The organism is Streptomyces sp. NPDC056628 (genome assembly GCF_042792555.1).
Lineage (GTDB): Bacteria > Actinomycetota > Actinomycetes > Streptomycetales > Streptomycetaceae > Streptomyces.
Map to the genome: position 1 here is coordinate 145,235 of NZ_JBHTWG010000003.1, position 24,400 is coordinate 169,634.

Annotated in this window: 18 protein-coding genes; 7 read left to right on the plus strand and 11 right to left on the minus strand. The window is 73.4% G+C overall.

All coding sequences use genetic code 11. The features are described from left to right. Positions 1-135 precede the first annotated feature (135 nt). Entirely contained in the window at positions 136-1,800 is a 1,665-nt protein-coding gene (locus ACFRAC_RS06295; protein ID WP_382921542.1) for a PucR family transcriptional regulator, read from the minus strand. Positions 1,801-2,175: 375 nt separating this feature from the next. Here ACFRAC_RS06295 and ACFRAC_RS06300 point away from each other — a divergent pair, with 375 nt between their 5' ends. The 5 genes from ACFRAC_RS06300 to ACFRAC_RS06320 all read left to right on the plus strand — a co-directional run bounded on the left by ACFRAC_RS06300 (position 2,176) and on the right by ACFRAC_RS06320 (position 8,856). Continuing rightward, a complete protein-coding gene (locus ACFRAC_RS06300) occupies positions 2,176-3,075 on the plus strand; it encodes an FAD binding domain-containing protein (RefSeq protein WP_382921545.1) in 900 nt (299 codons plus the stop codon). Then, positions 3,075-3,644: a (2Fe-2S)-binding protein gene (locus tag ACFRAC_RS06305; protein ID WP_382921548.1), complete on the plus strand. Its 570-nt coding sequence runs from the start codon at positions 3,075-3,077 to the stop codon at positions 3,642-3,644. Before ACFRAC_RS06300 ends, ACFRAC_RS06305 begins: the two co-directional genes overlap by 1 nt. A 2-nt stretch (positions 3,645-3,646) precedes the next feature. Next, a complete protein-coding gene (locus ACFRAC_RS06310; RefSeq protein WP_382921551.1) occupies positions 3,647-6,031 on the plus strand; it encodes a xanthine dehydrogenase family protein molybdopterin-binding subunit in 2,385 nt (794 codons plus the stop codon). Positions 6,032-6,195: 164 nt separating this feature from the next. Next, a complete protein-coding gene (locus tag ACFRAC_RS06315) occupies positions 6,196-7,653 on the plus strand; it encodes an NCS2 family permease (protein ID WP_382921554.1) in 1,458 nt (485 codons plus the stop codon). Positions 7,654-7,704: 51 nt separating this feature from the next. Continuing rightward, positions 7,705-8,856 carry an XdhC family protein gene (locus ACFRAC_RS06320; RefSeq protein ID WP_382921557.1) on the plus strand — a complete coding sequence of 384 codons (1,152 nt, stop codon included), beginning with the start codon at positions 7,705-7,707 and terminating at the stop codon, positions 8,854-8,856. Here ACFRAC_RS06320 and ACFRAC_RS06325 read toward each other — a convergent pair. The 6 genes from ACFRAC_RS06325 to ACFRAC_RS06350 form a co-directional block, all read right to left on the minus strand. After that, a complete protein-coding gene (locus ACFRAC_RS06325) occupies positions 8,808-10,115 on the minus strand; it encodes a lanthionine synthetase LanC family protein (protein WP_382921560.1) in 1,308 nt (435 codons plus the stop codon). The two genes, ACFRAC_RS06320 and ACFRAC_RS06325, sit on opposite strands and share 49 nt — an antisense overlap. Positions 10,116-10,182: 67 nt before the next feature. Continuing rightward, the gene (locus ACFRAC_RS06330; RefSeq protein ID WP_382921563.1) at positions 10,183-10,623 is read right to left on the minus strand and encodes an SRPBCC family protein; all 441 of its coding nucleotides are present in this window, start codon (positions 10,621-10,623) and stop codon (positions 10,183-10,185) included. A gap of 51 nt (positions 10,624-10,674) precedes the next feature. After that, entirely contained in the window at positions 10,675-11,346 is a 672-nt protein-coding gene (locus ACFRAC_RS06335; RefSeq protein WP_382922112.1) for a polysaccharide deacetylase family protein, read from the minus strand. Between the two features lie 72 nt (positions 11,347-11,418). Further along, positions 11,419-12,561: a PP2C family protein-serine/threonine phosphatase gene (locus ACFRAC_RS06340; RefSeq protein ID WP_382921566.1), complete on the minus strand. Its 1,143-nt coding sequence runs from the start codon at positions 12,559-12,561 to the stop codon at positions 11,419-11,421. Between the two features lie 111 nt (positions 12,562-12,672). Continuing rightward, positions 12,673-13,431, minus strand: coding sequence for an IclR family transcriptional regulator (locus tag ACFRAC_RS06345; RefSeq protein WP_382921569.1), 759 nt, complete (start codon positions 13,429-13,431; stop codon positions 12,673-12,675). 55 nt (positions 13,432-13,486) lie between these two features. Next, positions 13,487-15,553: a SpoIIE family protein phosphatase gene (locus tag ACFRAC_RS06350; RefSeq protein WP_382921572.1), complete on the minus strand. Its 2,067-nt coding sequence runs from the start codon at positions 15,551-15,553 to the stop codon at positions 13,487-13,489. A gap of 150 nt (positions 15,554-15,703) precedes the next feature. Here ACFRAC_RS06350 and ACFRAC_RS06355 point away from each other — a divergent pair, with 150 nt between their 5' ends. Beyond that, complete coding sequence (locus ACFRAC_RS06355) at positions 15,704-18,175, plus strand: SpoIIE family protein phosphatase (protein WP_382921575.1); 2,472 nt, start codon at positions 15,704-15,706, stop codon at positions 18,173-18,175. A gap of 347 nt (positions 18,176-18,522) precedes the next feature. Here the strand turns inward: ACFRAC_RS06355 and ACFRAC_RS06360 are convergent, their stop codons facing one another. Continuing rightward, positions 18,523-19,449, minus strand: coding sequence for a hypothetical protein (locus ACFRAC_RS06360; protein WP_382921578.1), 927 nt, complete (start codon positions 19,447-19,449; stop codon positions 18,523-18,525). A gap of 246 nt (positions 19,450-19,695) precedes the next feature. On the opposite strand from ACFRAC_RS06360, the gene ACFRAC_RS06365 reads away from it, so the two are divergent. Then, on the plus strand, positions 19,696-20,832 hold the full coding sequence (locus ACFRAC_RS06365) for a winged helix DNA-binding domain-containing protein (RefSeq protein WP_382921581.1): 1,137 nt from the start codon (positions 19,696-19,698) through the stop codon (positions 20,830-20,832). Positions 20,833-20,902: 70 nt separating this feature from the next. Here ACFRAC_RS06365 and ACFRAC_RS06370 read toward each other — a convergent pair whose 3' ends face one another. From ACFRAC_RS06370 to ACFRAC_RS06380, 3 genes are all read right to left on the minus strand, one after another. Continuing rightward, a complete protein-coding gene (locus tag ACFRAC_RS06370) occupies positions 20,903-21,685 on the minus strand; it encodes an enoyl-CoA hydratase/isomerase family protein (RefSeq protein ID WP_382921583.1) in 783 nt (260 codons plus the stop codon). After that, positions 21,682-22,932 (minus strand): cytochrome P450, encoded by a 1,251-nt coding sequence (locus ACFRAC_RS06375; protein WP_382921585.1) that lies wholly within the window; start codon positions 22,930-22,932, stop codon positions 21,682-21,684. Before ACFRAC_RS06375 ends, ACFRAC_RS06370 begins: the two co-directional genes overlap by 4 nt. Positions 22,933-23,025: 93 nt before the next feature. Continuing rightward, on the minus strand, positions 23,026-24,393 hold the full coding sequence (locus ACFRAC_RS06380; protein WP_382921587.1) for a cytochrome P450: 1,368 nt from the start codon (positions 24,391-24,393) through the stop codon (positions 23,026-23,028). Between the last annotated feature and the right edge of the window lie 7 nt (positions 24,394-24,400).

Below are 24,400 nucleotides of genomic sequence, written 5' to 3' on the forward strand. Positions count from 1 at the left end.
CGCCATCGAGCTGTTGAGTGGTGGCGGCATCTCAGCACGAATCCGCACGCCCGGCCAAGAGGGTGGGTGAAGGATTTCACAAAGTCGTGGGACACGGGCGGCACTTGGTGCCACCTTGTGCGCCCCCGCGCCGCTTCAGCTCATCCGCAACGCCAGGAAGAAATCCAGCTTGTCCTCCAGCCGGGACAGGTCCCGGCCCGTCAACTGCTCGATCCGGCCGACCCGGTAGCGCAGCGTGTTGACGTGCAGGTGCAGCCGGGTCGCGCACCGCGTCCAGGAGCCGTCGCAGTCGAGGAACGCCTCCAGCGTGGGGATCAGCTCGGCGCGGTGCCGGCGGTCGTAGTCCCGCAGCGGATCCAGCAGGCGGGCGGTGAACGCCCGGCGGACGTCGTCGGGCACGAACGGCAGCAGCAGGACGTGCGAGGCCAGCTCCTGATGGCCGGCCGCGCACACCCGCCCCACCCGGGCCGCGGCGACCCGGCGCGCGTGCCGGGCCTCCTCCAGGGCGCCGCGCAGCCCCTCCGCGGAGTGCACCGCCGCGCTGACCCCGAGCGTGATCCGGCCGTCGTCGTCCAGCCCCGCCGACAGCGGCTCGGCCACGGCGTCGAGCAGCGCGTCGGCGAGGACGCCGGCCTCGGAGCCGTCGTGCTCGGCGGAGACCGCGGGGAGCGGCACCAGCGCGATCGCCTCCTCACCGGTGTGCGCCACCGCGATGCGGTCGGAAGGCTCAGGGCCGGTCGCGCGGGGATCCACCAGGATCTCCTCCAGCAGGGCCTGCGCCGCCGGACCCGGCTCGATGGCGCCGTCCGCCCACTCGACCCGGGCGACCACCACCTGCCAGTGCGGGGCCGCCCCGAGGCCGGGCAGCAGCACCGGGGCCGCCACCCGCAGCCGGGCGGCGATCTCGGCGGGCGCCGCGCCCGTCTGGAGCAGCTCCAGGACCTCCTGCGCGAGACGGCGCCGCACCGTGCGGGCGGCGTCCCGGCGGTCGCGCTCCACCGCGATCAGCTGGGTGACGCCCTGCAGCAGGTCGATGCGCTCCGCGGGCCAGTCGCCGGCGTCCGCCTCCACGGCCAGCAGCCACTCCGACAGCACCGTCTCGCGGGCGTCCCCGGCGGCCCGCCCGCCGCTGCGGATCGGGAAGAGCGAGTACACCGTGGTGCCCAGCGTCACCCGGTGGGGGCCGCGGCGGCCCGAGCGGGCGGCCGCCAGATGCCCGGCCGCCAGCCGCGCGCACAGATCGGCGGGCAGCGCCGGGCCCGCCGCCTTCGAGCCGGCGATCAGCCGTCCCGCCGGCGACAGCACCCAGGCCCGCAGGTCCAGGTCGGAGCCGAGCAGGTCGAGGACCACGTCCGGGCCGCCGCCCGCCGGGCCCGACGTCATCAGCCGGCGGTGCCGGTCCACCACGGCCGCCAGATCCCCGGCCCGCTCGCCGCTGACCTGCCGGACGACATGCTCGGTGACCGTCGCGAACGCCACCGACTCGTGCACCGCGAACAGGGGCAGCCGGTGCCGGGCGCAGGCCACCAAGAGATCCTCCGGGACCTCCCCGAGCTCGGCCTCACCGGCCGCCAGAGCCGCCACACCGGCCTGCACGAGGATGCGCACGAAAGGGTCGGAGTCCGCGGCGTCCCGGCGCCACGCCAGACCGGTGAGCACCAGCTCCCCGCCGGAGAGATAGCGGCTGGGGTCCCTCAGATCCGTGGTCATCACACCGCGCACCGTGCGGTCGAGCTCGTCCTCGCCGCCGAGCAGCTTCAGGCCCAGCGCATCGGTGTCCAGCAGTGCGCGCAGCCGCATTCTCGTCGCCGCCGTTCCTTGTCTCGAAAACTACGATGGATCATGGGGGGTCCGTGGCGGGCCCGGTCACGGGCCGGCGAGCGGCCCCCGCGGGCGGCGCGCTCGTCGTCTTTCGGACGGTGTCCCAGGTCACAGAGCCGTGCCGGATGTTTCCCCGGGGAAGCAGGGAGGTTACGGGTGTCCTCCGTTCATACGAATCTACAAGATGCCCGCCGTGGCCAGCCAACTCCTTCAGCGTTTCCGTGACTGACCCCGGTGGAGCACGGGCCTGTGTACTGACGTCATTCCGCGTGAACAGCACATGAACGAGCCGGGCCCGCCGCACCCGATCTGGCTCGATCCGTACGACCCACGAGACGAAGAAGAGAGCCGGTCATGGACTTCCTTCGCCCCGCCAGCTGGGAGGAGGCGCTCGCCGCGAAGGCCGAGCACCCCACCGCTGTGCCGATTGCGGGCGGCACCGATGTGATGGTCGAGATCAACTTCGACCACCGCCGGCCCGAGCACCTCCTCGACCTGAACCGGATCGAGGACCTCTCCGCATGGGAGGTCGGCGAGGACAGCGTGCGGCTCGGCGCCTCGGTGCCGTACACCAGCATCATGGAGCACCTGCGGGCCGAGCTGCCGGGCCTCGCCCTGGCCTCGCACACGGTGGCCTCCCCGCAGATCCGCAACCGAGGCGGCGTCGGCGGCAACCTCGGCACCGCCTCCCCGGCCGGTGACGCCCACCCCGCCCTGCTGGCCGCCGGCGCCGAGGTCGAGGCCGAGTCGGTCCGCGGCAGCCGCCGCATCCCGATCGACGAGTTCTACACCGGCGTGAAGCGCAACGCGCTCGCGCCCGACGAGCTGATCCGCGCCGTGCACATCAAGAAGGCCGACGGGCCCCAGCAGTACTCGAAGGTCGGCACCCGCAACGCCATGGTCATCGCCGTGTGCGCCTTCGGCCTCGCCCTGCACCCCGGGACGCGGACCGTCCGCACCGGCATCGGCTCGGCCGCGCCCACCCCCATCCGGGCCAAGGCCGCCGAGGAGTTCCTGAACGCCGCGCTGGAGGAGGGCGGCTTCTGGGACAACGGCAGGATCATCACCCCCTCGGTCGCCAGGCAGTTCGCGGACCTGTGCGCCGCCGCCTGCAACCCGATCGACGACGTCCGAGGCACCGCGAGCTACCGCCGGCACGCGGTCGGCGTCATGGCCCGCCGCACCCTGACCTGGACCTGGGAGTCGTACCGCGGCACTGACGGCAGGACCGATCAGGAAGGGAGTGTCGCCTGATGCGCGTCAACTTCACTGTCAACGGACGCCCGCAGGAAGCCGACGACGTGTGGGAGGGCGAGTCCCTGCTCTACGTCCTGCGCGAGCGGCTCGGCCTGCCGGGCTCCAAGAACGCCTGCGAGCAGGGCGAATGCGGGTCCTGCACGGTCCGCCTGGACGGCGTCCCGGTGTGCGCGTGCCTGGTCGCGGCCGGACAGGCCGAGGGCCGTGACGTCGTGACCGTCGAGGGTCTCGCGGACCACGCCCGGCAGCGGTCCTGCGGCGGCTCCGCGGGCACCTCGCTGGACGAGGCGAAGAACTGGCAGGCCAAGGGCACCGACTCGCAGACCGGCGAGGGCACCGAACTCGCACCGATCCAGCAGGCGTTCATCGACGCCGGCGCCGTCCAGTGCGGCTTCTGCACGCCCGGCCTGCTGGTCGCCGCCGACGAGATGCTGGAGCGCAACCCCACCCCGACCGACGCGGACATCCGCGAGGCCCTGTCGGGCAACCTGTGCCGCTGCACCGGCTACGAGAAGATCATGGACGCGGTCCGGCTGGCGGCCGCCCGGCAGGGAGAGGCGGTCTGACGATGGCGTCCCCCAGCGGAACCCCCACGAAGATCACCCAGGGCGCGCCGACCAAGGGCGGCATCGGCGAGTCCACGCTCCGCCCCGACGGCACCCTCAAGGTCACCGGCGAGTTCGCCTACTCCTCCGACATGTGGCACGAGGACATGCTCTGGGGCCAGATCCTGCGCTCCACCGTCGCGCACGCCGAGATCGTGTCCATCGACACCTCCGAGGCCCTGGCCACGCCGGGCGTGTACGCCGTCATGACCTACGACGACCTGCCGACCGAGGTGCGGAACTACGGCCTGGAGATCCAGGACACCCCGGTCCTCGCCCACGGCAAGGTGCGCCACCACGGCGAGCCGGTCGCCCTCGTCGCCGCCGACCACCCGGAGACCGCGCGCCGCGCCGCCGCCAAGATCAAGGTCGAGTACCGGGACCTGCCCGTCATCACCGACGAGGCGTCCGCGACCGCCCCCGACGCGATCCTCGTCCACGAGAACCGCGACGACCACCACGCCGGGCACGTCCCGCACCCGAACATCGTGCACCGGCAGCCGATCGTCCGCGGCGACGCGGCCCGCGCCGCCGCACGGGCCGACGTGATCGTCACCGGCGAGTACACCTTCGGCATGCAGGACCAGGCCTTCCTCGGCCCCGAGTCCGGCCTCGCCGTGCCCGACGAGGACGGCGGCGTCCACCTCTACATCGCCACCCAGTGGCTGCACAGCGACCTGCGCCAGATCGCGCCCGTCCTCGGCCTGCCCGAGCGCAAGGTCCGGATGACGCTGTCCGGCGTGGGCGGGGCCTTCGGCGGCCGCGAGGACCTGTCCATGCAGATCCACGCCTGCCTGCTCGCTCTGCGCACCGGCAAGCCAGTCAAGATCGTCTACAACCGGTTCGAGTCCTTCTTCGGGCACGTCCACCGCCACCCCGCCAAGCTGTACTACGAGCACGGGGCGACCCGCGACGGCAGGCTGACCCACGTCAAGTGCCGGATCGTGCTCGACGGCGGCGCGTACGCCTCCGCCTCCCCGGCCGTGGTCGGCAACGCCTCCTCACTGTCCATCGGCCCCTACGTGGTCGACGACGTCGACATCGAGGCCATCGCCCTCTACACCAACAACCCGCCCTGCGGCGCCATGCGCGGCTTCGGCGCGGTCCAGGCGTGCTTCGCCTACGAGGCGCAGATGGACAAGCTGGCCAAGGAACTGGGCCTGGACCCTGTGGAGTTCCGGCAGCGCAACGCCATGGAACAGGGCGCGATCATGCCGACCGGCCAGCCCGTCGACTCGCCGGCCCCCGTCGCCGAACTCCTGCGCCGGGTCAAGGCCATGCCGCTGCCGCCGGAGCGCCAGTGGGAGTCCAGCGAGGGCGCGGACGTCCGGCAGCTGCCCGGCGGCCTGTCCAACACCACGCACGGCGAGGGCGTCGTCCGCGGCATCGGCTACGCCGTCGGCATCAAGAACGTCGGCTTCTCCGAGGGCTTCGACGACTACTCGACGGCCAAGGTGCGCATGGAGGTGGTCGGCGGCGAGCCCGTCGCCACCGTGCACACCGCGATGGCGGAGGTCGGCCAGGGCGGCGTCACCGTCCACGCGCAGATCGCCCGCTCCGAGCTCGGCGTCGCCCAGGTGACCATCCACCCGGCGGACACCCAGGTCGGCTCGGCCGGTTCCACCTCGGCGTCCCGGCAGACGTACGTCACCGGCGGCGCCGTGAAGAACTCCTGCGAGCTGGTCCGCGAGAAGGTGCTGGAGATCGGGCGGCGCAAGTTCGGCTCGTACCACCCGGCCTGGGCCACCGCCGAACTCCTCCTGGAGGGCGGCAAGGTCGTCACCGACGGCGGCGAGGTCCTCGCCGACCTCGTGGACGTCCTGGAGGACGAGAGCGTCGAGGTCGAGGCCGAGTGGCGGCACCGCCCCACCGAGCCCTTCGACCTGCGCACCGGGCAGGGCAACGGCCACGTCCAGTACTCGTTCGCCGCGCACCGCGCCGTCGTCGAGGTCGACACCGAGCTCGGCCTGGTCAAGGTGATCGAACTCGCCTGCGCCCAGGACGTCGGCAAGGCGCTCAACCCGCTGTCCGTCGTCGGCCAGATCCAGGGCGGCACCACCCAGGGACTGGGCATGGCGGTGATGGAGGAGATCATCGTCGACCCGAAGACGGCCAAGGTGAAGAACCCCTCCTTCACGGACTACCTGATCCCCACGATCCTCGACACGCCGACCATCCCCGTCGACGTGCTCGAACTCGCCGACGAACACGCGCCGTACGGGCTGCGCGGCGTCGGCGAGGCCCCCACCCTGTCGTCCACCCCGGCCGTCCTCGCGGCGATCCGGGACGCGACAGGACTGGAGCTCGACCGCACGCCGGTCCGTCCGGAACACCTCACCGGTACGTGATCCTCCGGGGTCGAACCGGCTGACTCCTGGGGGGACCCGCTCCCCCCAGGACCGCCCCATCTGTTCGTCTCGGGCCGTCCCCCGGGTCGTGCACCTCCCCAAATCCCGCACACGTCGCCGACGGCACACGCGGGTGCCCCTTTGAACCTTGGGAGCAGGCCCACATGACCCAGCAGTCGCTCAAGCCCACGGTCACCGCCGACGACGCGGGAGAAGGAACCCGCGTCCCGGTCGGCCGGTCGTGGCTCGACCGGTACTTCCACATATCCCGCCGAGGATCCACGGTCGCGCGCGAGGTACGCGGTGGCGTCACGACCTTCATGGCGATGGCGTACATCCTTCTGCTCAACCCCCTGATCCTGTCCGGCGCGGACGTGGCGGGAGACACCCTCGCCCAGAAGGCCCTCATCACCGCGACCGCGTTCGCGGCGGCCCTCACCACGCTGCTGATGGGCTTCCTCGGCAAGGTGCCGCTCGCCCTCGCCGCCGGCCTCTCCGTCTCGGGCGTGCTCGCCTCGCAGGTCGTCCCGCGGATGACCTGGCCGCAGGCCATGGGCATGTGCGTGATGTACGGCGTCGTCATCATGCTGCTGGTCGTCACCGGCCTCCGCGAGCTGATCATGAACGCGATCCCGCTCGCCCTCAAACACGCCATCACCATGGGCATCGGCCTGTTCGTCGCCCTGATCGGCTTCTACAAGGCCGGTTTCGTGCACCAGGGCGAGGCCACCCCGGTCACCCTCGGCCCCGCCGGTGAACTGGCCGGCTGGCCGGTGCTGCTCTTCGCCGTCACCCTCCTCGCGATCTTCATGCTCCAGGCGCGCGGCGTCCCGGGCGCCATCCTCATCGGCATCGTCGGCGGCACGGTCCTCGCCGTGGCCCTGAACACGCTCGACGTCGTCGACCCGAAGCAGTGGGCCGGCGGCGCCCCCGAACTGCACGGCGGCGCGGTGTCCATGCCGGACTTCTCCCTCTTCGGGCACGTCGAGTTCGGCGGCTGGGGCGAGGTCGGCGCGATGACCGTCGGCATGATCGTGTTCACGCTCGTGCTCGCCGGGTTCTTCGACGCGATGGCCACGATCATCGGCGTGGGCACCGAGGCGAAGCTCGCCGACGACAAGGGCCGGATGCCGGGCCTGTCCAAGGCGCTGTTCATCGACGGCGCGGGCGGCGCGATCGGCGGGGCCGCCGGCGCCTCCGGCCAGACCGTGTTCGTCGAGTCGGCCACCGGCGTCGGGGAGGGCGCCCGCACGGGCCTGTCCTCCGTGGTCACCGGGCTGTTCTTCGCCGCCTGCCTGTTCTTCACCCCGCTCACGGCGATCGTGCCGGGCGAGGTGGCGGCGGCCGCCCTGGTCGTGATCGGCGCCATGATGATGATGAACGCCCGGCACGTCGACTGGTCCGACCGGGCCACCGCGATCCCGGTCTTCCTCACCGTCGTGATCATGCCGTTCACGTACTCGATCACGGCCGGTGTCGCCGCCGGCGTCATCTCGTACGTCGCCATCCGCGTCGCCCAGGGCAAGGCCCGCGAGATCGGCGCCTTCATGTGGGGCCTGACCGCCGTCTTCCTGGTCTACTTCGCCCTCGACCCCATCGAGAGCTGGATGGGCGTGCACTGACCGGAGCCCGCCCGCACCGCCCTCCCGCACCCGATCCAAGGAGACCGACAGATGCTGGACATCGCCGAGGAACTGCACCGGTGGGTCGAGCAGGGACGCGAGTTCGCCGTGGCCACCGTGGTGGCGGTCGGCGGCAGCGCGCCCCGTCAGCCCGGCGCCGCGCTCGCGGTGGACGCCGGGGGCACGGCGATCGGCTCGGTCTCCGGTGGCTGTGTGGAGGGCGCGGTGTACGAGCTGTGCGAGCAGGCGCTGCGGGACGGCGAGACCGTCCTGGAGCGCTTCGGCTACAGCGACGAGGACGCCTTCGCGGTCGGCCTGACCTGCGGCGGCGTCATCGACGTCCTGGTCACTCCGGTCCGGACGCAGGACCCGGTCCGTCCGGTCGTGGCGGCGGCGCTGGCCGCCGCCGCGGCCGGCGAGACGGCCGCGGTCGCCCGGATCGTGTCCGGACCCGCCGAACTGATGGGCCGCGCGCTGCTGGTCCGCCCGGACGGCGGCCACGAGGGCGGCTACGGCGGCCACCCCGAACTGGACCGCACGGTGGCGGCCGAGGCGGCCGCGTTCCTCGACGCCGGACGCACCGGCACCCTGGAGCTGGGTGAGGAGGGCTCACGCTGCGGGGAGCCGCTGACCGTGCTGGTGGAGTCCTCGGTGCCGCCGCCCCGGATGATCGTCTTCGGCGCGATCGACTTCGCCTCGGCGCTGGTCCGGGTGGGCGCCTTCCTCGGCTACCGCGTCACGGTGTGCGACGCCCGCCCGGTCTTCGCCACGAGGGCCCGCTTCCCGGAGGCCGACGAGGTCGTCGTGGAATGGCCGCACCGGTACCTGGAGCGCACGGAGGTCGACGCGCGCACGGTCCTGTGCGTGCTCACCCACGACGCCAAGTTCGACGTGCCCCTGCTGCGGCGCGCCCTGCGCCTGCCGGTCGCCTACGTCGGCGCGATGGGCTCGCGCCGCACCCACCTGGACCGCGAGCGAAGGCTGCGGGAGGTCGGCGTCACCGACCTGGAACTGGCCCGGCTGCGCTCGCCGATCGGCCTGGACCTCGGCGCGCGCACCCCCGAGGAGACCGCCCTGTCGATCGCGGCGGAGATCGTCGCGAACCGGCGCGGCGGCAGCGGGGTGTCACTGACCGGGGCGCACACGCCGATCCATCACGACGCCGCGCCCGCACCGGCCGGCCGGATCGGGTCGGTGGCCTGAGCCCGGGGCACCGGCTGGTCGGGCCAGGCGACGGCGTACGCCGGGTCGCCGCCGCGCACGATCCTCACGTGGCGCAGGAGTTCGCGCACGATGCCCGCGTTGCCCATCGCCCAGCCGCACTCCGGTTCGAGGCCGCCCGGGGTGGCGCGGTGGTCGACGTTGGACCAGCGGGCGCCGTCGGCGTCCCGCACGGCGTGGGCGCCGAGCGCGGCCACGAGCGTACGGGCGAAGCCGGGGGAGTCGCCCCGCTCGGCGATCCGGTCGCCGGCGAGGGCCAGGACGCCCGCCGTGCCGCAGCAGCGCCCGTCGTTGTCCCAGAAGCCGGGGCGCAGCCGGCGTGGCAGCCCGGAGCGGGTGACGGTGTGCCAGCAGCGGTCGGCCAGCGCCGCCCACGCGGGGTCGCCGGTGACGTCCCGCAGCAGCCGGAAGACCTGTGCGTCGCCGGCCGGCCCGTGGCACCAGCCGTAGCTGTACCGCGTGGTGACGTCGGGGCGGTGGGGCGGGTCGGAGTGCGGGACGAGGAAGCCGTCGGGCCCGTCCTCGTCGCGCGCGACCACGTCGGCGGCCCCGGCGAGGGCGAGTTCGAGCAGGTCGGACCGTCCGGTCGCCCCGCCGACCGCGGCCAGCGCGTACACGACGCCCAGGGTCCCGTGCGACACGTGGTGCATCCGGCCCTCGACGCCGGGACGGAACGGCCACTGCACCCCGGCCGCCGTCGGCTCGGCCGTGCGCGCGTACGGCTCCACCGCCGCCACGGCCAGGTCGTCCTGCCCGGTGAGGAGGGCGCCGAGGCCGATACCCGCGTTGCCGCCCATGAGCTCGTACAGCTCGCCCCAGCGCTCCCCGTCGAAACCCGCCCGCACCCGCTCCAGGGCCCGGTCGGCGGCGGCCCCGGCCCGGGCGTCGTCCAGCTCCCGGTGGACGGCCCGCAGGGCGAGCGCGATCCCGGTGCGGCCGAAGTACAGGGAGTCGTCCTCCCACGATGCGGCGAACTCCTCCAGGGCGCGGGCCGCGCGCACGGCGGTGTCCGCGTAGACGTCGTCCCCGAAGTGCCGCCACGCCTCCAGCAGGGTGGGGACGACCCCGGCCGTGCCGTTGTAGAGCATCGGGTCGATCGCGTCGTCCGACGGCCGGACCGGCCAGCCCAGCCCGTCGCCGCCCGCCGTATCCCGCCCGGCACCGATCAGCCAGCGCAACCCGTCCACGGCCAGCGCCTCGGCCTCGCCGGCCGTCATCCGCTCCGCGTCCGCTGTGGTCATGCCGTTGTCCCCCTGTCGTCCCGGTCCCGCGCCAACCCTACGGAACGGAACGGAGGTTCGACCGCCGTCAGGGGGTGCGCAGCAGCCGGTTCATCGCCCGGCCGAACAGATAGCGGCCCGCCAGACCGACCAGACCGTCCAGGGCGCGCGGCACGAACCGGACGCACACCTCCTCGTGCCACACCACCCGGGTACGGCCGCCGGGTCCCGGGCGGACCTCGATCTCCGCCCAGCCGGTCATCACGCGGCCCCGCTTCTCCAGCCGGCACCGGCCCGGCTCCGTGGCGCCGGGTGGCTCCCACCGCGTGACGTCCATCGGGTCGTCGAAGCCGAGCGGGCCGAGCCCGGTGCGGGCGACGAAGCGCGTGCCCTCCCGGGTGGGCCCGGCGGTGACGATCCGGATGCGGGTGAACGGGACGACGTCCCCGTGGCGGTGCCACTCCGTCAGGCGGCGCCACGCCTCGCCGAGGGGGAGGGGGACCGTGCGCTGGAGGAGGAAGGTGGCCACAGGGTGATCCTACGGAACGCCCTCGCCGGATCGGCGCTGGTCACGCCCGGCTCACCGGTACACCTTGCCGGGCTCGGCCTGTCCCGGGGCGAGCAGCTGGGGAACGGTCACGAACACGTACCCGCGCTTCTTCAGGCCGTCGATGATCCCGGGGACCGCCGGCACGGTGCCGTCGTAGAGGTCGTGCAGCAGGATGATCCCGTCGCGTCCGGTCTGCGCGAGGACGCGCTGCCGGATGAGGGCGGGGTCGTCGGTGGAGTAGTCCTTGGCCGTCACGCTCCACAGGACCTCCGACATCCCGAGCTCGCGGCAGATCTCGTGGACCGTGTCGTCGGTGCGCCCCTGCGGCGGGCGCATCAGGGTCGGGCGCCGCCCGATGAGGGCCGCTATCTCCTTGTTGGGCCGCTCTATCTCCTCGCGTATCCCGTCCGCTCCCAGCTCCGTGAGCCGCTCGTGGTCCCAGGTGTGGTTGGCCACCTCGTGGCCCTCGTCCGCCATCCGCCGGACCAGGTCCGGGTACTTCCCGATGTGGCGCTTGCCGAGGAGGAAGAAGGTCGCCGGGACCTTCTCGTCCTCGAGGATGTCCAGCAGCCGCGCGGAGTGCTCGCTGGGCCCGGCGTCGAAGGTCAGCGCGACGCACTTGGCCGCGCGGCAGTCGACGCTGCCGAAGGGGGCGTAGGCCGCGCTCCGGGCGCGGGCGCTGCTGGGGGACGTGGTGTCCAGGCGAGGCGTTTCGCCGCCGCCCCGGAACGGGACGGCGGCGAAAGGGCTGGACGGCGGTGAGGTGGGTGGTGCTCAGGCCGAGAGGCTGCCGACGCGCCCGGCGTCCCGCGGGGCGGCGGGCGCGGGGCGGGTCTGCTCGGCGGGGACCGGCTTGCGCAGGAGCATCAGGGCCGCGTCGTCGTGCAGATGCCCGCCGACGTGGTGCAGCAGCTCGCCGTGCAGCGCGGTGACGGTCTCCACCGGCTCGTCGCAGGTGTGCCGCGCGAGCCCCTCGGTCAGCGGATAGAACTCGCGGTCGTGGTTGCGCGCCTCGGTGACCCCGTCGGTGTAGAGCAGCAGCTGGTCGCCGTCGGTGAAGGGCAGCACCTGCAGGTCGGGCGTCTCGCCGGACAGGGCCCCCAGCCCCAGCGGCGGGGCCGGCCGCTCCGGCTCGACCGGCAGGACGGCCGAGTCCCGCACCAGCAGGGGCGGGGCGTGCCCGCAGTTGACCACTTCCAGCTCCCCCGGCCGGGGGTACCCGGCCGCCACGGCGGTGACGAAGTCGTCCGGCCCCAAATTCCTGGCCAGGCTGCGCTCGATGCGGGCGACCACGTCGAGCAGGTCGGGCTCGTCGTGCGCCGCCTCCTGGAACACCCCGACGACCAGGGCCGCCATGCTCACGGCCGGCAGCCCCTTGCCGCGGACGTCGCCGACGATCAGCCGGACCCCGTGCGGCGTGGACACCAGGGCGTAGAGGTCGCCGCCGATCCGCGCCTCCGCCGCCGCGGCGCTGTAGCGCACCGCCGCCTGGAACGGGCCGACGGTCGACGGGACCGGCTGCAGCAGGGCGTGCTGCGCGGCCTCGGCGACGGAGCGCACCGCCGCCAGCACCCGCTCACGGCGCCGGCGCAGCGCGCTGGTCAGGCCGCACGCCAGGGTGACGACCACCAGGGCGGCCAGCGTCATGCCCAGCGTGCGGTCCGGGACGTCGTGGCGCAGGCAGACGCCCACCCCGAGGCCGCCGGCGACGACCCCCGCGCACAGGACCGTGCGCGGCCCGCCCGCGGTGGCGGCCAGCGCCGGCACCGTGGCGAGCAGGGGGATCCAGGTCGTCCTGGAACCACTGAAGAGGTCGGCGAGCGCGAGCCCGCACACGATCAGCGCCAGCAGTGCGGCCCCGGCGATCACTCCTCGCCGATGCCAGTGGTCAGGTCCGTGTTCGGGGGCCCGGCTCATCGCTTGTCCGCAGTCCTCGTCTGTGCGCCCGGGGAAGCTCGCCCCCGGGAACCGGATATGTCCTACTTATGAGGAAACCGGTGCGGGGTGTGCTCCGCAAGCAGCGGGATTTCAGATGGTGAGCGACAGGCTCCGGGTCACGCGGTCCGAAGTCGGCATCAGCAACGCGGTGGCGTCCTCCAGACGCGAGCGCCGGTCCGCCCGCAGCGACACCCCCAGCGAGCCGAGCGTGCTGCCGCTGTACACGGGCACCGCGACACAGACCGTGCCGAGCGCGTACTCCTCCATGTCCGTGACCGCCGGCGGCGAGGAGTCCAGCCGCCGCAGCAGCTCGGGCGGGTCCGTGATCGTCCTCGGCGTCAGATCGGCCAGGTCGTGCCGCGACAGGTACTCCTGGCGCGCCTCCTCGTCCAGCTCCCGCAGCACCGACTTGCCGAGCGCCGTGGCGTGCCCGGCGTCCTCGAACCCCACCCACAGGTCGACGCGCGGGGCCCGCGGACCGTCGACGATCTCGGCGACCCGGATCTCCCCGTCGTCGTAGAACGTCAGATAGGCGGCGCTCGACAGCTCGTCCCGCAGCGCGGCGAGCGCCGGACGCACCCTGCTGAGCAGCGTCTGCGCCCGGCCCGAGGAGGCCCGCAGCGTCCCCAGGCGGTCACCCAGCACGAACCCGCCGTCGTCGAGCTTGCGCGCGTAGCCCTCGTGCACGAGCGTCCGCAGCAGGTGGTACGTCGTCGCCAGCGGCAGCTCCGTCTCCCGCGCCAACTGCTTGGCGGGCGCGCCGTTGTCGTGCGCGCTCATCACCTCCAGCAGCCGGAAGGCCCGCTGGACGGAGCCGATGAGCGTGGGACCGATCGGAGCAGTACCCATACCCACCAGCGTGCGCCCCGTCGCAGCCCAGGGCAAGGCGGCTCCGGGGCCGCCGTCATTCCATCCGCGCCATCAGCAGCGCCACGTCGTCGTGGTCGTCGGGATGGCGCAGGCCGTACAGCAGCAGGTCGCAGGTCTCCTCCAGAGGCCGGCGCGGCTCGTCGAGGAAGCCGAGCAGCACGTCCAGCCGGTCGTCGATGGGATGGTGGCGCGTCTCCACCAGCCCGTCCGTGTACAGGACCAGCAGATCGCCCGGCACCAGCTCGACCGTGGTCGTCTCGAACGGCACGCCCCCCACCCCCAGCGGCGCGCCCGACGGCAGCCGCAGCAGCCGCGGCGCCCCGCCCGGACGCGACAGCGCCGGCGGCATGTGCCCGGCGTTCGCGACCTGGCACCGCCGGGTGCGCGGATCGTAGACCGCGTACAGGCAGGTCACGATGTAGTGCTCCAGATCGCAGGTGATCTTGTCCAGATGGTGGAGCACCGCGCCGGGATCGAGGTCGAGGTCCGCGTACGCGCAGGTCGCCGTGCGGAGCCGGCCCATCGTGGCGGCCGCGTCGATGCCGTTGCCCATCACGTCCCCGACGACCAGCGCGGTCTTGTCGTCCTCCAGCGGCAGCACGTCGTACCAGTCGCCGCCGACCTCGCTGGTGGCCTGCGCCGGCTGGTAGCGGGAGGCCAGCTCCAGACCCGTGTGGTGCGGCGCGTGGTCGGGCAGCAGGCTGCGCTGCAGGGTCAGCGCCGTGTTGCGCACGCTCTGGAACCAGCGCGCGTTGTCGATGGCCACGGCGGCCCGCCCCGCCAGCTCGCCGGCGAGCACCACGTCGTCGTCGTCGAACGGCACCGGGTTGCGCGTCCGCTTCAGGTCGAGCACCCCGAGCACCTCGCCGTGCGCGATCAGCGGCACCGCCAGGTACGAGTGCACGCCCGCCCGCGCCAGCAGCTCGGTGGCCTGCGCGTCCCGTCCGATCCGCGGCAGATCCGCCTCGCCCACGTGCCGCACCAGAACCGGGCGCGCCGTGTGCACGCACAGCGTGACCAGCCGGTCGCCCTCGTACGCGGCGAGATCACCGGGAGGGTCGGCGGCCCGCACCGCGGCGCTCGGGTACGCCGACTTCAGCGCGAGGGCGCGGAACAGCTCCGGGCCGTTCTGCGGCCTGCGGGTGCGCCGGCACGCGAGCGCCGCGTCCAGCACGTCCACGGCGACCACGTCGGCCAGCTCGGGCGTGGCCACGTCCGCCAGCTCGTCGGCCGTCCGCTCCACCTCCAGCGAGGTGCCGACCCGCGTGGACGCCTCCGCGATCAGCGCGAGCCGCCGCCGGGCCTGGTCGGCCGCGGCGGCGGCCCGGTGCCGCTCGGTGACGTCGACGAACGAGATGGCGGCGCCCAGCACCCGCCCGCCGGAGTCCTCCAGCCGGTAGAAGGACAGCGACCAGGCCCGCTCCTGCTCGGGCTCGTCCGGCGGACGGCCCATGTGGTACTGGTCGAGCAACGGCGTCCCCGTGGCGATCACCTGACGCACGCACGCCTCGATGGTGTCGAGGTCGGACAGCGGCAGCGTCTCCCGCAGGCGGCGGCCCACATGTTCGCCGGCCGGGGTGCTGTCGACCCGCCCCAGCGCCGGGTTGACCAGCAGGAACCGCAGATCCGGGCCGACCAGGGCGATCCCGATGGGGGACTGGTTGATCAGCCGCTCGCACAGCGCGAGATCCGTCTCGACCCGCTGGAGCAGCGAGTGGTCGGCCGCGATGCCGAGGGCGTACGCGTCCCCGAGGTCGTCCAGCAGCCGCATGTTGCGGAACTCCGTCATCCGGGTGCTGCCGTCCTTGTGCCGCACCGGGAACGTGCCGGCCCAGCTCTGGCCGGTCCGCAGCACCTCGGCGAACAGCTTCGTCACCGAGGGCAGATGCTCGGGGTGCACGAACAGCCGGGCCGCGTGCGTGCCGAGCGCCTCCTCGGCGGAGTACCCGAACAGCTCCTCGGCCTGCGGGGTCCAGAAGACGATGCGCCCGTCGGCGTCCAGCACCACCGCGGCCACGCTCAGCACGTCGAGCAGGCCGGTCGGCTGGGGCGGCTCGGCCCTCCGGCCACCCGCGTCGGACTCCAGGGATCCGGCTGTCATCGCGGCGCCTCCTCCACCCCGGGTGGGCTCACCGGCCGCACAAACCCTCGGACAGGGCGACGGCGGGGCCGGCACCTCCATGCTCTCTCCACCGCGCTCCGCGCGCACCGGGCGGGCCGCACAGTGCGCGCCGGAGACGCAGGCAGGAACATGGGTCCTGTGACGACGGGACCCACGGACGAGCCGCGAGACACCCCGGACACCCCCGGAGCCGAGGCCCGGCGGGAGCCCTTCGACGCGGCCGGCGACGCCGCCGCCGTCGTCTCCGCGGGCGGACTGGTGGTCGCGTGGACCCGGGCCGCGGAGGACCTCCTCGGACTCCCGGCGGCCGACGTCGTCGGGACCTCGGGGCTGGACCTGCTGGCGACGCCCGGCGACCGGGCACGGGCGGTGGCCGTCGCCGAACGCTGCCGGTCCGGCTCGGGCTGGAGCGGCCGGTTCCCGGTCCGGCACCACGACGGGCATGTCGTCGACGTCGACGTACGGGTCTCTCCCGGCTTCCGCGTCGGCCAAGAGGAGTGCTACCTGGTCTCGGCGCGGGACCGGCCGTCGCCGTGGGTCGTCGGCGAGTCGGTCCTGAACGGCTTCCTGACCCGGTCACCGGTCGGCATGGCCGTCGTGGACAGACGGCTGCGCTACGTCTGGCTGAACGACACCCTGGAGAGCCTCGGCGGGGTGCCGCGCGGACAGCGGCTCGGCCGCCGCCTCGGCGACCTGCTGCCCGGTCTCGAGGTGGAGACCATCGAGGGCCTGATGAGCAAGGTCCTGGAGACCGGCGCCCCGGTCACCGACTACGAGTACGTCGGCTGGAGCTGGTCCGACCCGCACAGACAGCGGGCCTACTCGACGTCGTTCTTCCCGCTCGTCGACCCCGACGGCACGGTCAGCGGGGTCTGTTACATGGTCCTGGACGTCACCGAGCGGTGGACGGCCCGCCGGCTGCTGACCCTGGTCAGCGAGGCCGGCACCCGCATCGGCACCACCCTCGACGTGCTGTCGACCGCGCAGGAGCTCGCCGACTTCGCGGTGCCCGCGTTCGCGGACTTCGTCGCCGTGGACCTGCTGGAGCCGGTGCTCAGCACCGAGGGGCACGGCGCCTGGCTCAGCGACGCGGGCCCGGCCCTCGTCGGGGCGGCGATGCGCCGGGCCGGTCTGCGGTCGGTCCGCGACGGCTGCCCGGAGGCCGTCGCGCGCGTGGGCGACAAGGTCGACTTCGTCCCGCCGCCGTACGACGAGCACCTGCTCGGCGAGGGCGGCCCCGTCCTCATCCCGGTCCTCGACCCGTTCGACTCCCGGTGGGCCGCCGAACAGCCCCGCCGGGCGGCCAACATGCGCGCCTACGGTCTGCATTCGCTCATCTGCGTGCCCATGCGGGCCCGCGACACCGCGCTCGGCCTCGCCACGTTCGTCCGCTCGCGCAACCCGGCCTCCTTCCGGCCCGACGACGCCCTCGTCGCCCAGGAGTTGGTGGCCCGCGCGGCCCTCTGCGTCGACAACGCCCGCCGCTACACCCGGGAGCACACCGCGGCCGTCACCCTCCAGCGCAGTCTGCTGCCGCAGGCGCTGACCGGCGGCACGGCGCTGGAAGTGGCCTCCGCCTACCGCCCGGCCGACCCCACGGACGGCGTCGGCGGCGACTGGTTCGACGTCATCCCGCTGTCGGGCGCCCGGGTCGGGCTCGTCGTCGGCGACGTCGTCGGGCACGGCATCGCCGCCGCGGCCGCCATGGGCCGGCTGCGTACCGCCGTGCAGACCCTCGCCGACATGGAGCTGCCGCCCGACGAACTCCTCGCCCACCTCGACGACCTTGTCCTGCGGCTCAGCGAGGAGCAGCCCGACACGGGCGGGGCCGGCTTCCTCGGCGCGACCTGCCTGTACGCGGTCTACGACCCCGTCACCCGGCGCTGCACGATGGCCCGCGCCGGACACCCGCCGCCCATCGTGGTAGCGCCCGACGGACAGGTGTCCTACCCCGAGCCGCCGGCCGGACCGCCGCTCGGGCTGGGCGGCCTGGCCTTCGAGTCGGCCGAGATCGAACTCGCCGAGCACAGCCTGTTCGGCCTCTACACCAACGGCCTCGTCGAGAGCGAGACCGCCGACGTCGACAGCGGCATGGCCAGGCTGGCCGACCTGCTCTCCCGGCGCGACCTCGACCTCGACACCCTGTGCTCGTCCGCGGTGCGCGACCTCGTGCCCCAGCAGCAGCCCGACGACGTCGCCCTGCTGCTGGCCCGCACCCGGGCCCTGGACTCCGGAGACGTCTTCTCCTGGGACGTGCCCGTCGACCCGGCCGCCGTCGCCGACGCACGCACCCGCGTCACCCGGCAGATGGCGGCCTGGCACCTCGACGACCTCGCCATGACCACCGAACTGATCGTCAGCGAGCTGGTCACCAACGCGATCCGCTACGCCGAACCCCCCGTGCGGCTACGGCTCCTGCGCGACTCCCGGCTGACCTGCGAGGTCGCCGACGCCAGCAGCACCGCCCCACGGCTGCGCCACGCCCGCAGCACGGACGAGGGCGGCCGGGGCCTGTTCCTGGTGGCCCAGCTCGCGCACCGCTGGGGCGCCCGCTACACATCCGGCGGGAAGATCATCTGGGCCGAGCAGGAACTGCCCTGACCGTCGTGCTCGGGGGCGGTCGGCCACCGGCGTGCCGCACACCCCGGCGACCGGCACCGATGGGTGCACGCCTTTCACGCACGCCGCCCGGTTCCCCTCGGCGACGGCCGCCCGCGGCTGCGCCCGCATGTCGGCGGTGACCGGGGCGTCCCCCGTGGCCACACCGCGTCCTTCGCCCCGCCCGGAGTCTCGGCCGCCGCCGCGGCGCCCCGGCCGAGGTCAGCTCCCCGGTCGGAGCCGTGTCAAAGGGGGCTTTCTGTGTGCGCGGGGCCCGGACGCGGAACGGCCGGCCCCGGTGGTCCGGGTCCGGCCGTTCGTCGGGCACCGCTCAGGGCGTCAGCCCCAGATCACTCGTCGTGCCCTTCGTGCCCTCCCTTGCCCCCGTGCTCACCCTTGCCGTGCTTCGCGTGGTGCTCGGGCTTGGCGGGCTTGCTGGGGTACGCGGGCTTGCTGGGGCGGTCGGGCTTGCTCGGGTACGCCGGCTTGCTCGGCTTGCTGGGGTACGCCGGCTTGCTCGGCTGCTCGGGCTTGGCGGGCTTGCTGGGGTAGGCGGGCTTGGACGGCTGCTCAGGCTTGGCGGGCTTGGCCGGGTACGCGGGCTTGCTCGGCTTGCTGGGGTAGGCGGGCTTGGACGGCAGCTCCGGCTTGGCGGGCTTCGCCGGGTACGCGGGCTTGCTGGGGTACTCGGGCTTGGCGGGCTTGGCCGGGTACGCGGGCTTGCTCGGCTTGCTCGGGTAGGCGGGCTTGGACGGCAGCTCCGGCTTGGCGGGCTTCGCCGGGTACGCGGGCTTGCTGGGGTACTCGGGCTTCGCTGGCTTGGCGGGATAGGCGGGCTTGGCCGGGTAGTCAGGCTTCGCGGGTTTCGCAGGGTATGCGGGCTTGGCGGGGTAGTCGGGCTTGGCGGGCTTCGCCGGATACTCCGGCTTCGCCGGGTGCTCAGGCTTGGCGGGCTTCGCGGGGTACTCGGGCTTGACCGGCTTGGCCGGGTACGCGGGCTTCTCCGGATGGGCCGGGTACTCGGGCTTGACCGGCTTCTCCGGGTGTACCGGCCGCTCCGGCTTCGCCGGATACGCGGGTTTGGCCGGGTGCACCGGCTGGCCCGGCTTCGCCGGGTACGCCGGCTGGGGTCCGTGGGCCGGGGCCGGATGGGCCGGGTACGGCGTGGCGTGGTCATCGGCGTAGGCGGAGCCCGTGCTCGCCAGGGCGGCTGCGGCGAGCGCGGCTGCCATGGCGGCGGGCGCCAGGACGGATCGCCATCTAGGCGGTGTCCTCATCTTCCACTCTCCTCGACTAAGTTCAGGGCCTCGTGACGGCGGGTCAGCACCAAGAGCCGGATAGTGAAATGAATAGGAAATCGGCTGATATGAATAACGCCGAGGCGGTCAAAGGCCACCGAATGACGTAGCCCGGCACCGCCAGTCGGACCGGCCCCCGATCCCCGGCGGACGCGGGCCGGACCTCCCGCCCGAGCGCACGCAAGAGGACAGAACCCGTCCTCGATCCTCCCTACCCTGCGGAGCATGACGAGGCGGACCTCCACCACGACAAAGGCGGCGAGGGCGATGAGCGGCACGCACCCGGTCCTGAGCACCCGCGCCCTCAACCGCGCCACGCTGGAACGGCAGTTGCTGCTGCGTCGCTCACCGCTGACCGTCCCGGAGGCGGTCACGCACCTCGCCGGCCTCCAGGCGCAGGAGGTGAAGCCGCCGTACTACGCGCTCGCCGCCCGTCTCGACGGGTTCACGCCCGAGGCGCTGTCCGTACCGCTCGGCGACCGGTCGCTCGTCCGCATGGTCACCATGCGCTCCACGATCCACCTGCACACCGCCGACGACGGCCTGACGCTGCGCCCGCTCGTGCAGCCCGCCCGCGAGCGCGAGATCACCTACTTCCGCAAGGGCCTCGTGGGCGTCGACCTCGACCGGCTCGCCACGCTCGCCCGCGCGCTGGTCGAGGAGGCGCCCCGCACGATGAAGCAGCTCCGTGAGGCGCTGAGCGCCGAGTGGCCGGACGCGGACCCGCAGTCGCTGGCCGTGGCCGCCCGCTGCCGGCTCCCGCTGGTCCAGATCACCCCGCGCGGGCAGTGGGGCCGCAGCGCTCAGGTGTCCCTGACGACCCTCGAGCACTGGCTGGGGCGCCCGGCCGAGCCGGCCGCCTCCGCCGACGACACGGTCCTGCGCTATCTGGCCGCCTTCGGGCCGGCGTCCGTGAAGGACATGCAGACCTGGGCCGGTCTCACCCGGATGCGTGCCGTCTTCGAGCGGCTGCGGCCGGAGCTGGTCACCTTCCGGGACGAGAACGGCGTGGAGCTGTTCGACCTGCCCGACGCCCCGCGCCCCGACCCGGACACCCCGGCGCCGCCGCGCCTGCTGCCCGAGTTCGACAACCTCGTGCTCTCCCACGCCGACCGGGCCCGGGTCATCCCGCCCGCGAACCGCGGCCGTACCTGGCAGGCGAACACCCTCTCCTGCCCGCTGCTGGTCGACGGCTTCCTCGCGGGCGTCTGGCGTCTCATCGGCGACGCCCTCGTCATCGAACCGTTCTCCGCTCTCGGCAAGGCGCAGCGCGCGGAGGTGACGGAGGAGGCGGAGCGCGTCCTCGGCGTCCTGCACCCGAGGGAGTCCTACGACGTCCGCTTCGGCACCGTCGTCCTCTGAGCGGCACGCCCGCACTTCCGGCCCTTCCCCCCTGCGGGCGGGGCGGAGGACCGGGGTGTGTGCGTTCCGGCTAGGGGCGCGCGGCGGGGGCGGTCAGCCGTGCCGTGAGCAGGTGCGAGTCGAGCAGGGACAGGTCGGCGGTGCGGTCGGCGCGGGCGTAGCCGGCCAGCATCCGCTTGGTGAGGACGAGCGCCTCCGGCTGTCTGCGCAGGAGCGGCTTCACCCAGGAGCGGACGACCTCGTCGAGCGTGTCGGCGGGGGAGGTCCGGTGCACGAGGCCGAGCCGCTGTGCGGTGGCCGCGTCGAACAGGTCGCACGTGAGCATCAGTTCACGGATCCGGGCCGCGCCGGCCTCGGAGACGAGACGGCCCATGGCCCCGCCCCAGGCGGGCGGCAGGCCCAGCCCCACCTCGGGCATACGGAACCGGGTGGTGTCGGCGGCGGCGCGCAGGTCGCAGTACGAGGCGAGGGCGAGGCCCGCGCCGACGACCTTGCCGTGCAGGCGGGCGACGGTGACGACGTGGGTGGTCTCCAGCGCGTGGCACAGCCGCTGCGCCTTGTCCGCGACGCGCCGCAGCTCACCGCCGGTCGGATCCGCGGCGAGGGACTCCTGGTACTCCGTGCGGTCGGCGCCCAGGCAGAAGTCCGCGCCGTCGGACGACAGGACGAGGACGCGCAGGTCGGGCCGTTCGTGCAGGCCGTCGAGGACGGCCTGGAGATCGTCCAGGGCGGCGACACCGAGCGTGTCGGCACCCTGCTCGGGGTTGAGGCGTACCTGCAGGACCGGGCCGTCCTCGTCGACGGCCACGGCCTTGAGCGCGCGCAGGGTGAGGGGGGTGGGGGTCTCGGTCATGCGAGGGCGAGGTCCAGGTTCGACAGGCGCCTGAAGGCCACCCGGGGTGCCCATGTGGGGCGTTGGGCGAGCGTGAGGCGGGGTAGACGGCTGATCATGTGGTGGAGGAGGGTCTGGGCTTCCAGCCGGGCGAGGGGCGCGCCCAGGCAGTAGTGGATGCCGTTGCTGAAGGCGAGGTGGTCGGAGCGGGGCCGTTCGGGGTCGAAGCGGTCCGGGTCGGGGTGACGGGCCGGATCGCGGTGCGCGGCGCCCACCATGAGGTGGACCATGGCGTCCTTGGGGACCTCGACGCCCCCGACAACGGTGTCATCGGCCGCGACACGGCTGATCACATGGGTGGGCGGGTCGTGGCGCAGCGTCTCCTCGACGAAGGCGGGCACCAGGGTGGGGTCGGCGGCGAGCAGATCCCAGCGCAGCGGTTGCTCCAGCAGCCGCAGCGCCATGGTGGACAGCAGGGTGGACGTGGTCTCCAGCGCCGCCAGCAGGACGAAGAGGGCGAGGAAGTACACGGATTCGTCGGCCTGGTCCCGGTCGGGTTCCAGGGTGTCGAAGGTGTGGATCCACAGGGACACCGGGTCGTCGCCGGGCTGTGCGCGACGGCGGCGGACCAGGTCCATGAAATACGTGCGCAGTTCGGCCGTCGCCGCGTCCGAGCGGGCCAACTGGCTGGCGGTCGGCAGGAGTTCCTGGGTGAAGACCTGCTCGTGGGTGAGTTCGCGCAGCCGGGGCCAGTCGGCCGCGGGCAGGCCGAGCCAGTCGCCGATCGTGGCGACGGGCAGTTCCTCGCTCACGAGGGGGACGAAGTCGGCGGTGCCGTGGCGCAGTTGCTCGGTGAGGGACAGCAGGAGGCGGTCGGTGGTGCGGCCGACCGTGCGTCCGATCCGCTCCAGGGTCTTGCGGCCGAACGTTCCTGCTGCCCTGCGTATTCGGGTGTGGTCCGGCGGGTTGAGCGCGGGCAGCGTGTTGCTCATCTCCTGGGAGGAGGGTGCGTTCCAGCGGGTGCCCGCGCCCTGTTGGGCGCGCCAGCGCTTGTCCGGTTCGAGCCAGTCACGCGAGCGCAGGATCTGGTCGCACAGGTCGAAACCGGTGACGAGCACATTGCCCCAAGGGGCGGGTGTGACGGGGCCCATGGCTCTGAGCCGGGCGTAGTAGGGAAAGGGGTCGGCCTGCCCCTCCGCCGTCCGCAGACGGGCGAAGAGGCTGACAGCTGAACGACGGTCGTGCGACGGGCGAGCGTGCACCACCACGATGGCGGCTCCTTTCAGGGAGATCAGCCGCCATACGTACCCATGCGGTGATTGAAGCATCCACTTATGGAGATGAGGTGAGGGTTACCTTCGTCACTCGCCGCCGAGCCAGGCGCGGAAGCGAGAGAACAGGCCTCGCGGGTGGACGGGCTGGGCGGTTGGCTGGGAATGTGCGGTCGCCGTGTGCTGCGGGACCGACGCGGTCGGCTGCGGCGCGGTCGGGCGAGCGGATTCGGCCGGGGACGGGCCGGCCGGACGCGGGCTGAACCGGACGGGCAGCGACGCCAGCGAACGGCTCCACGGCCCCTCTCCCCAGGTGAGGTCCTTGAAGGGGACGCGCATCTCGAGGTCGGGCAGCCCGTTGAGCAGGCACTCGACGGCACTCACCGCGATCATGAAGGCCGGGTCCTTGGCCGGGCACGCGTGCGGGCCGGCCCCGAACGCCAGATGCGCCTTGGCGCTGAGCTGTTCACGGTGCTGCGCCAGCTTCGGATCGGTGTTCGCCGCCGCGAACGAGATCAGGACGGGGTCGCCCGCCCGGAGGACCCTGCCGCCCAGCTGCACGTCGTGCGTGGGGTAGTGGCCGGCGTAGTTGGCGATCGGCGCGAAGTTCCACAGCGTCTGCGCGACGGCGTCCTCGACGGGCAGCGCGGCCTGCGCGTCCTCGCTCAGATACAGCGCCGTGCTGGTGCCGATGGCGGCGGCCAGCGGAGCGGTGCCGCCGGAGAGGAGGGTGACCAGCTGGTGCAGGACCTCCTCGTCGCTCAGCCGCGCCGGGTGCTGCATCAGCTTCGTCGTCAAGTCCTCGCCGGGCCGGCGGTGCTTGAGGGCGATCAGTTCGGCCAGCGCCGCCCCCAGCACCTTGTCGGCACCCGGAGTGCCCTGGAAGATGCCGCTGATGCCGGTGATGACCCGGTCACCGATCTCGGGCGGGCAGCCGAACAGCTCGCTGAAGACCAGCAGCGGCAGCGGCATGGCGTACGCGGCCATCAGCTCGGCCTGCCCGAACGAGTCCGAGCCGAACTGGCTGACCAGGTAGTCCGCCGACTGCTGCACCTTGCGGCGCAGATGCAGCTCGTTGACGGTGGCGAGGCTGTCGACGACCGCCTGCCGCAGCCGCGCGTGCGCCGCCCCGTCGCTGAACAGGGCGTTCGGCCGGTAGCCCATCATGGGAAGCGCCGGGCTGTCCGCGGGCACCCGCCCCTCGTTCAGGGCGTTCCAGCGGCGCGAGTCACGGACGAACGACGCCGGGTTCTGCAGGATGTACAGCGCGGCGTCGTAGCTGGTGACCAGCTCGACCTCGACGCCCGGCGCGATGTCGACGGGCGCGCTCGGGCCGAGGGAGCGCAGATGGCCGTACGTGGCCTCGGGGTCGGCGGCGAACTCGGGGCCGTACAGCTGCGCGTTGCCGTGCGCGGGGCACCCGGCGGGTATGCCCCGCGTGGTGTGGGGTTCTTGCATGGCGAGC

Coding starts and splice junctions, on each gene's coding strand:
- ACFRAC_RS06295 (WP_382921542.1), bottom strand. CDS start 1,800: ATGCGGCTGCGCGCACTGCTGGACACCGATGCGCTGGGCCTGAAGCTG.
- ACFRAC_RS06300 (WP_382921545.1), top strand. CDS start 2,176: ATGGACTTCCTTCGCCCCGCCAGCTGGGAGGAGGCGCTCGCCGCGAAG.
- ACFRAC_RS06305 (WP_382921548.1), top strand. CDS start 3,075: ATGCGCGTCAACTTCACTGTCAACGGACGCCCGCAGGAAGCCGACGAC.
- ACFRAC_RS06310 (WP_382921551.1), top strand. CDS start 3,647: ATGGCGTCCCCCAGCGGAACCCCCACGAAGATCACCCAGGGCGCGCCG.
- ACFRAC_RS06315 (WP_382921554.1), top strand. CDS start 6,196: ATGACCCAGCAGTCGCTCAAGCCCACGGTCACCGCCGACGACGCGGGA.
- ACFRAC_RS06320 (WP_382921557.1), top strand. CDS start 7,705: ATGCTGGACATCGCCGAGGAACTGCACCGGTGGGTCGAGCAGGGACGC.
- ACFRAC_RS06325 (WP_382921560.1), bottom strand. CDS start 10,115: ATGACCACAGCGGACGCGGAGCGGATGACGGCCGGCGAGGCCGAGGCG.
- ACFRAC_RS06340 (WP_382921566.1), bottom strand. CDS start 12,561: ATGAGCCGGGCCCCCGAACACGGACCTGACCACTGGCATCGGCGAGGA.
- ACFRAC_RS06345 (WP_382921569.1), bottom strand. CDS start 13,431: ATGGGTACTGCTCCGATCGGTCCCACGCTCATCGGCTCCGTCCAGCGG.
- ACFRAC_RS06350 (WP_382921572.1), bottom strand. CDS start 15,553: ATGACAGCCGGATCCCTGGAGTCCGACGCGGGTGGCCGGAGGGCCGAG.
- ACFRAC_RS06355 (WP_382921575.1), top strand. CDS start 15,704: ATGGGTCCTGTGACGACGGGACCCACGGACGAGCCGCGAGACACCCCG.
- ACFRAC_RS06360 (WP_382921578.1), bottom strand. CDS start 19,449: ATGAGGACACCGCCTAGATGGCGATCCGTCCTGGCGCCCGCCGCCATG.
- ACFRAC_RS06365 (WP_382921581.1), top strand. CDS start 19,696: ATGACGAGGCGGACCTCCACCACGACAAAGGCGGCGAGGGCGATGAGC.
- ACFRAC_RS06370 (WP_382921583.1), bottom strand. CDS start 21,685: ATGACCGAGACCCCCACCCCCCTCACCCTGCGCGCGCTCAAGGCCGTG.
- ACFRAC_RS06380 (WP_382921587.1), bottom strand. CDS start 24,393: ATGCAAGAACCCCACACCACGCGGGGCATACCCGCCGGGTGCCCCGCG.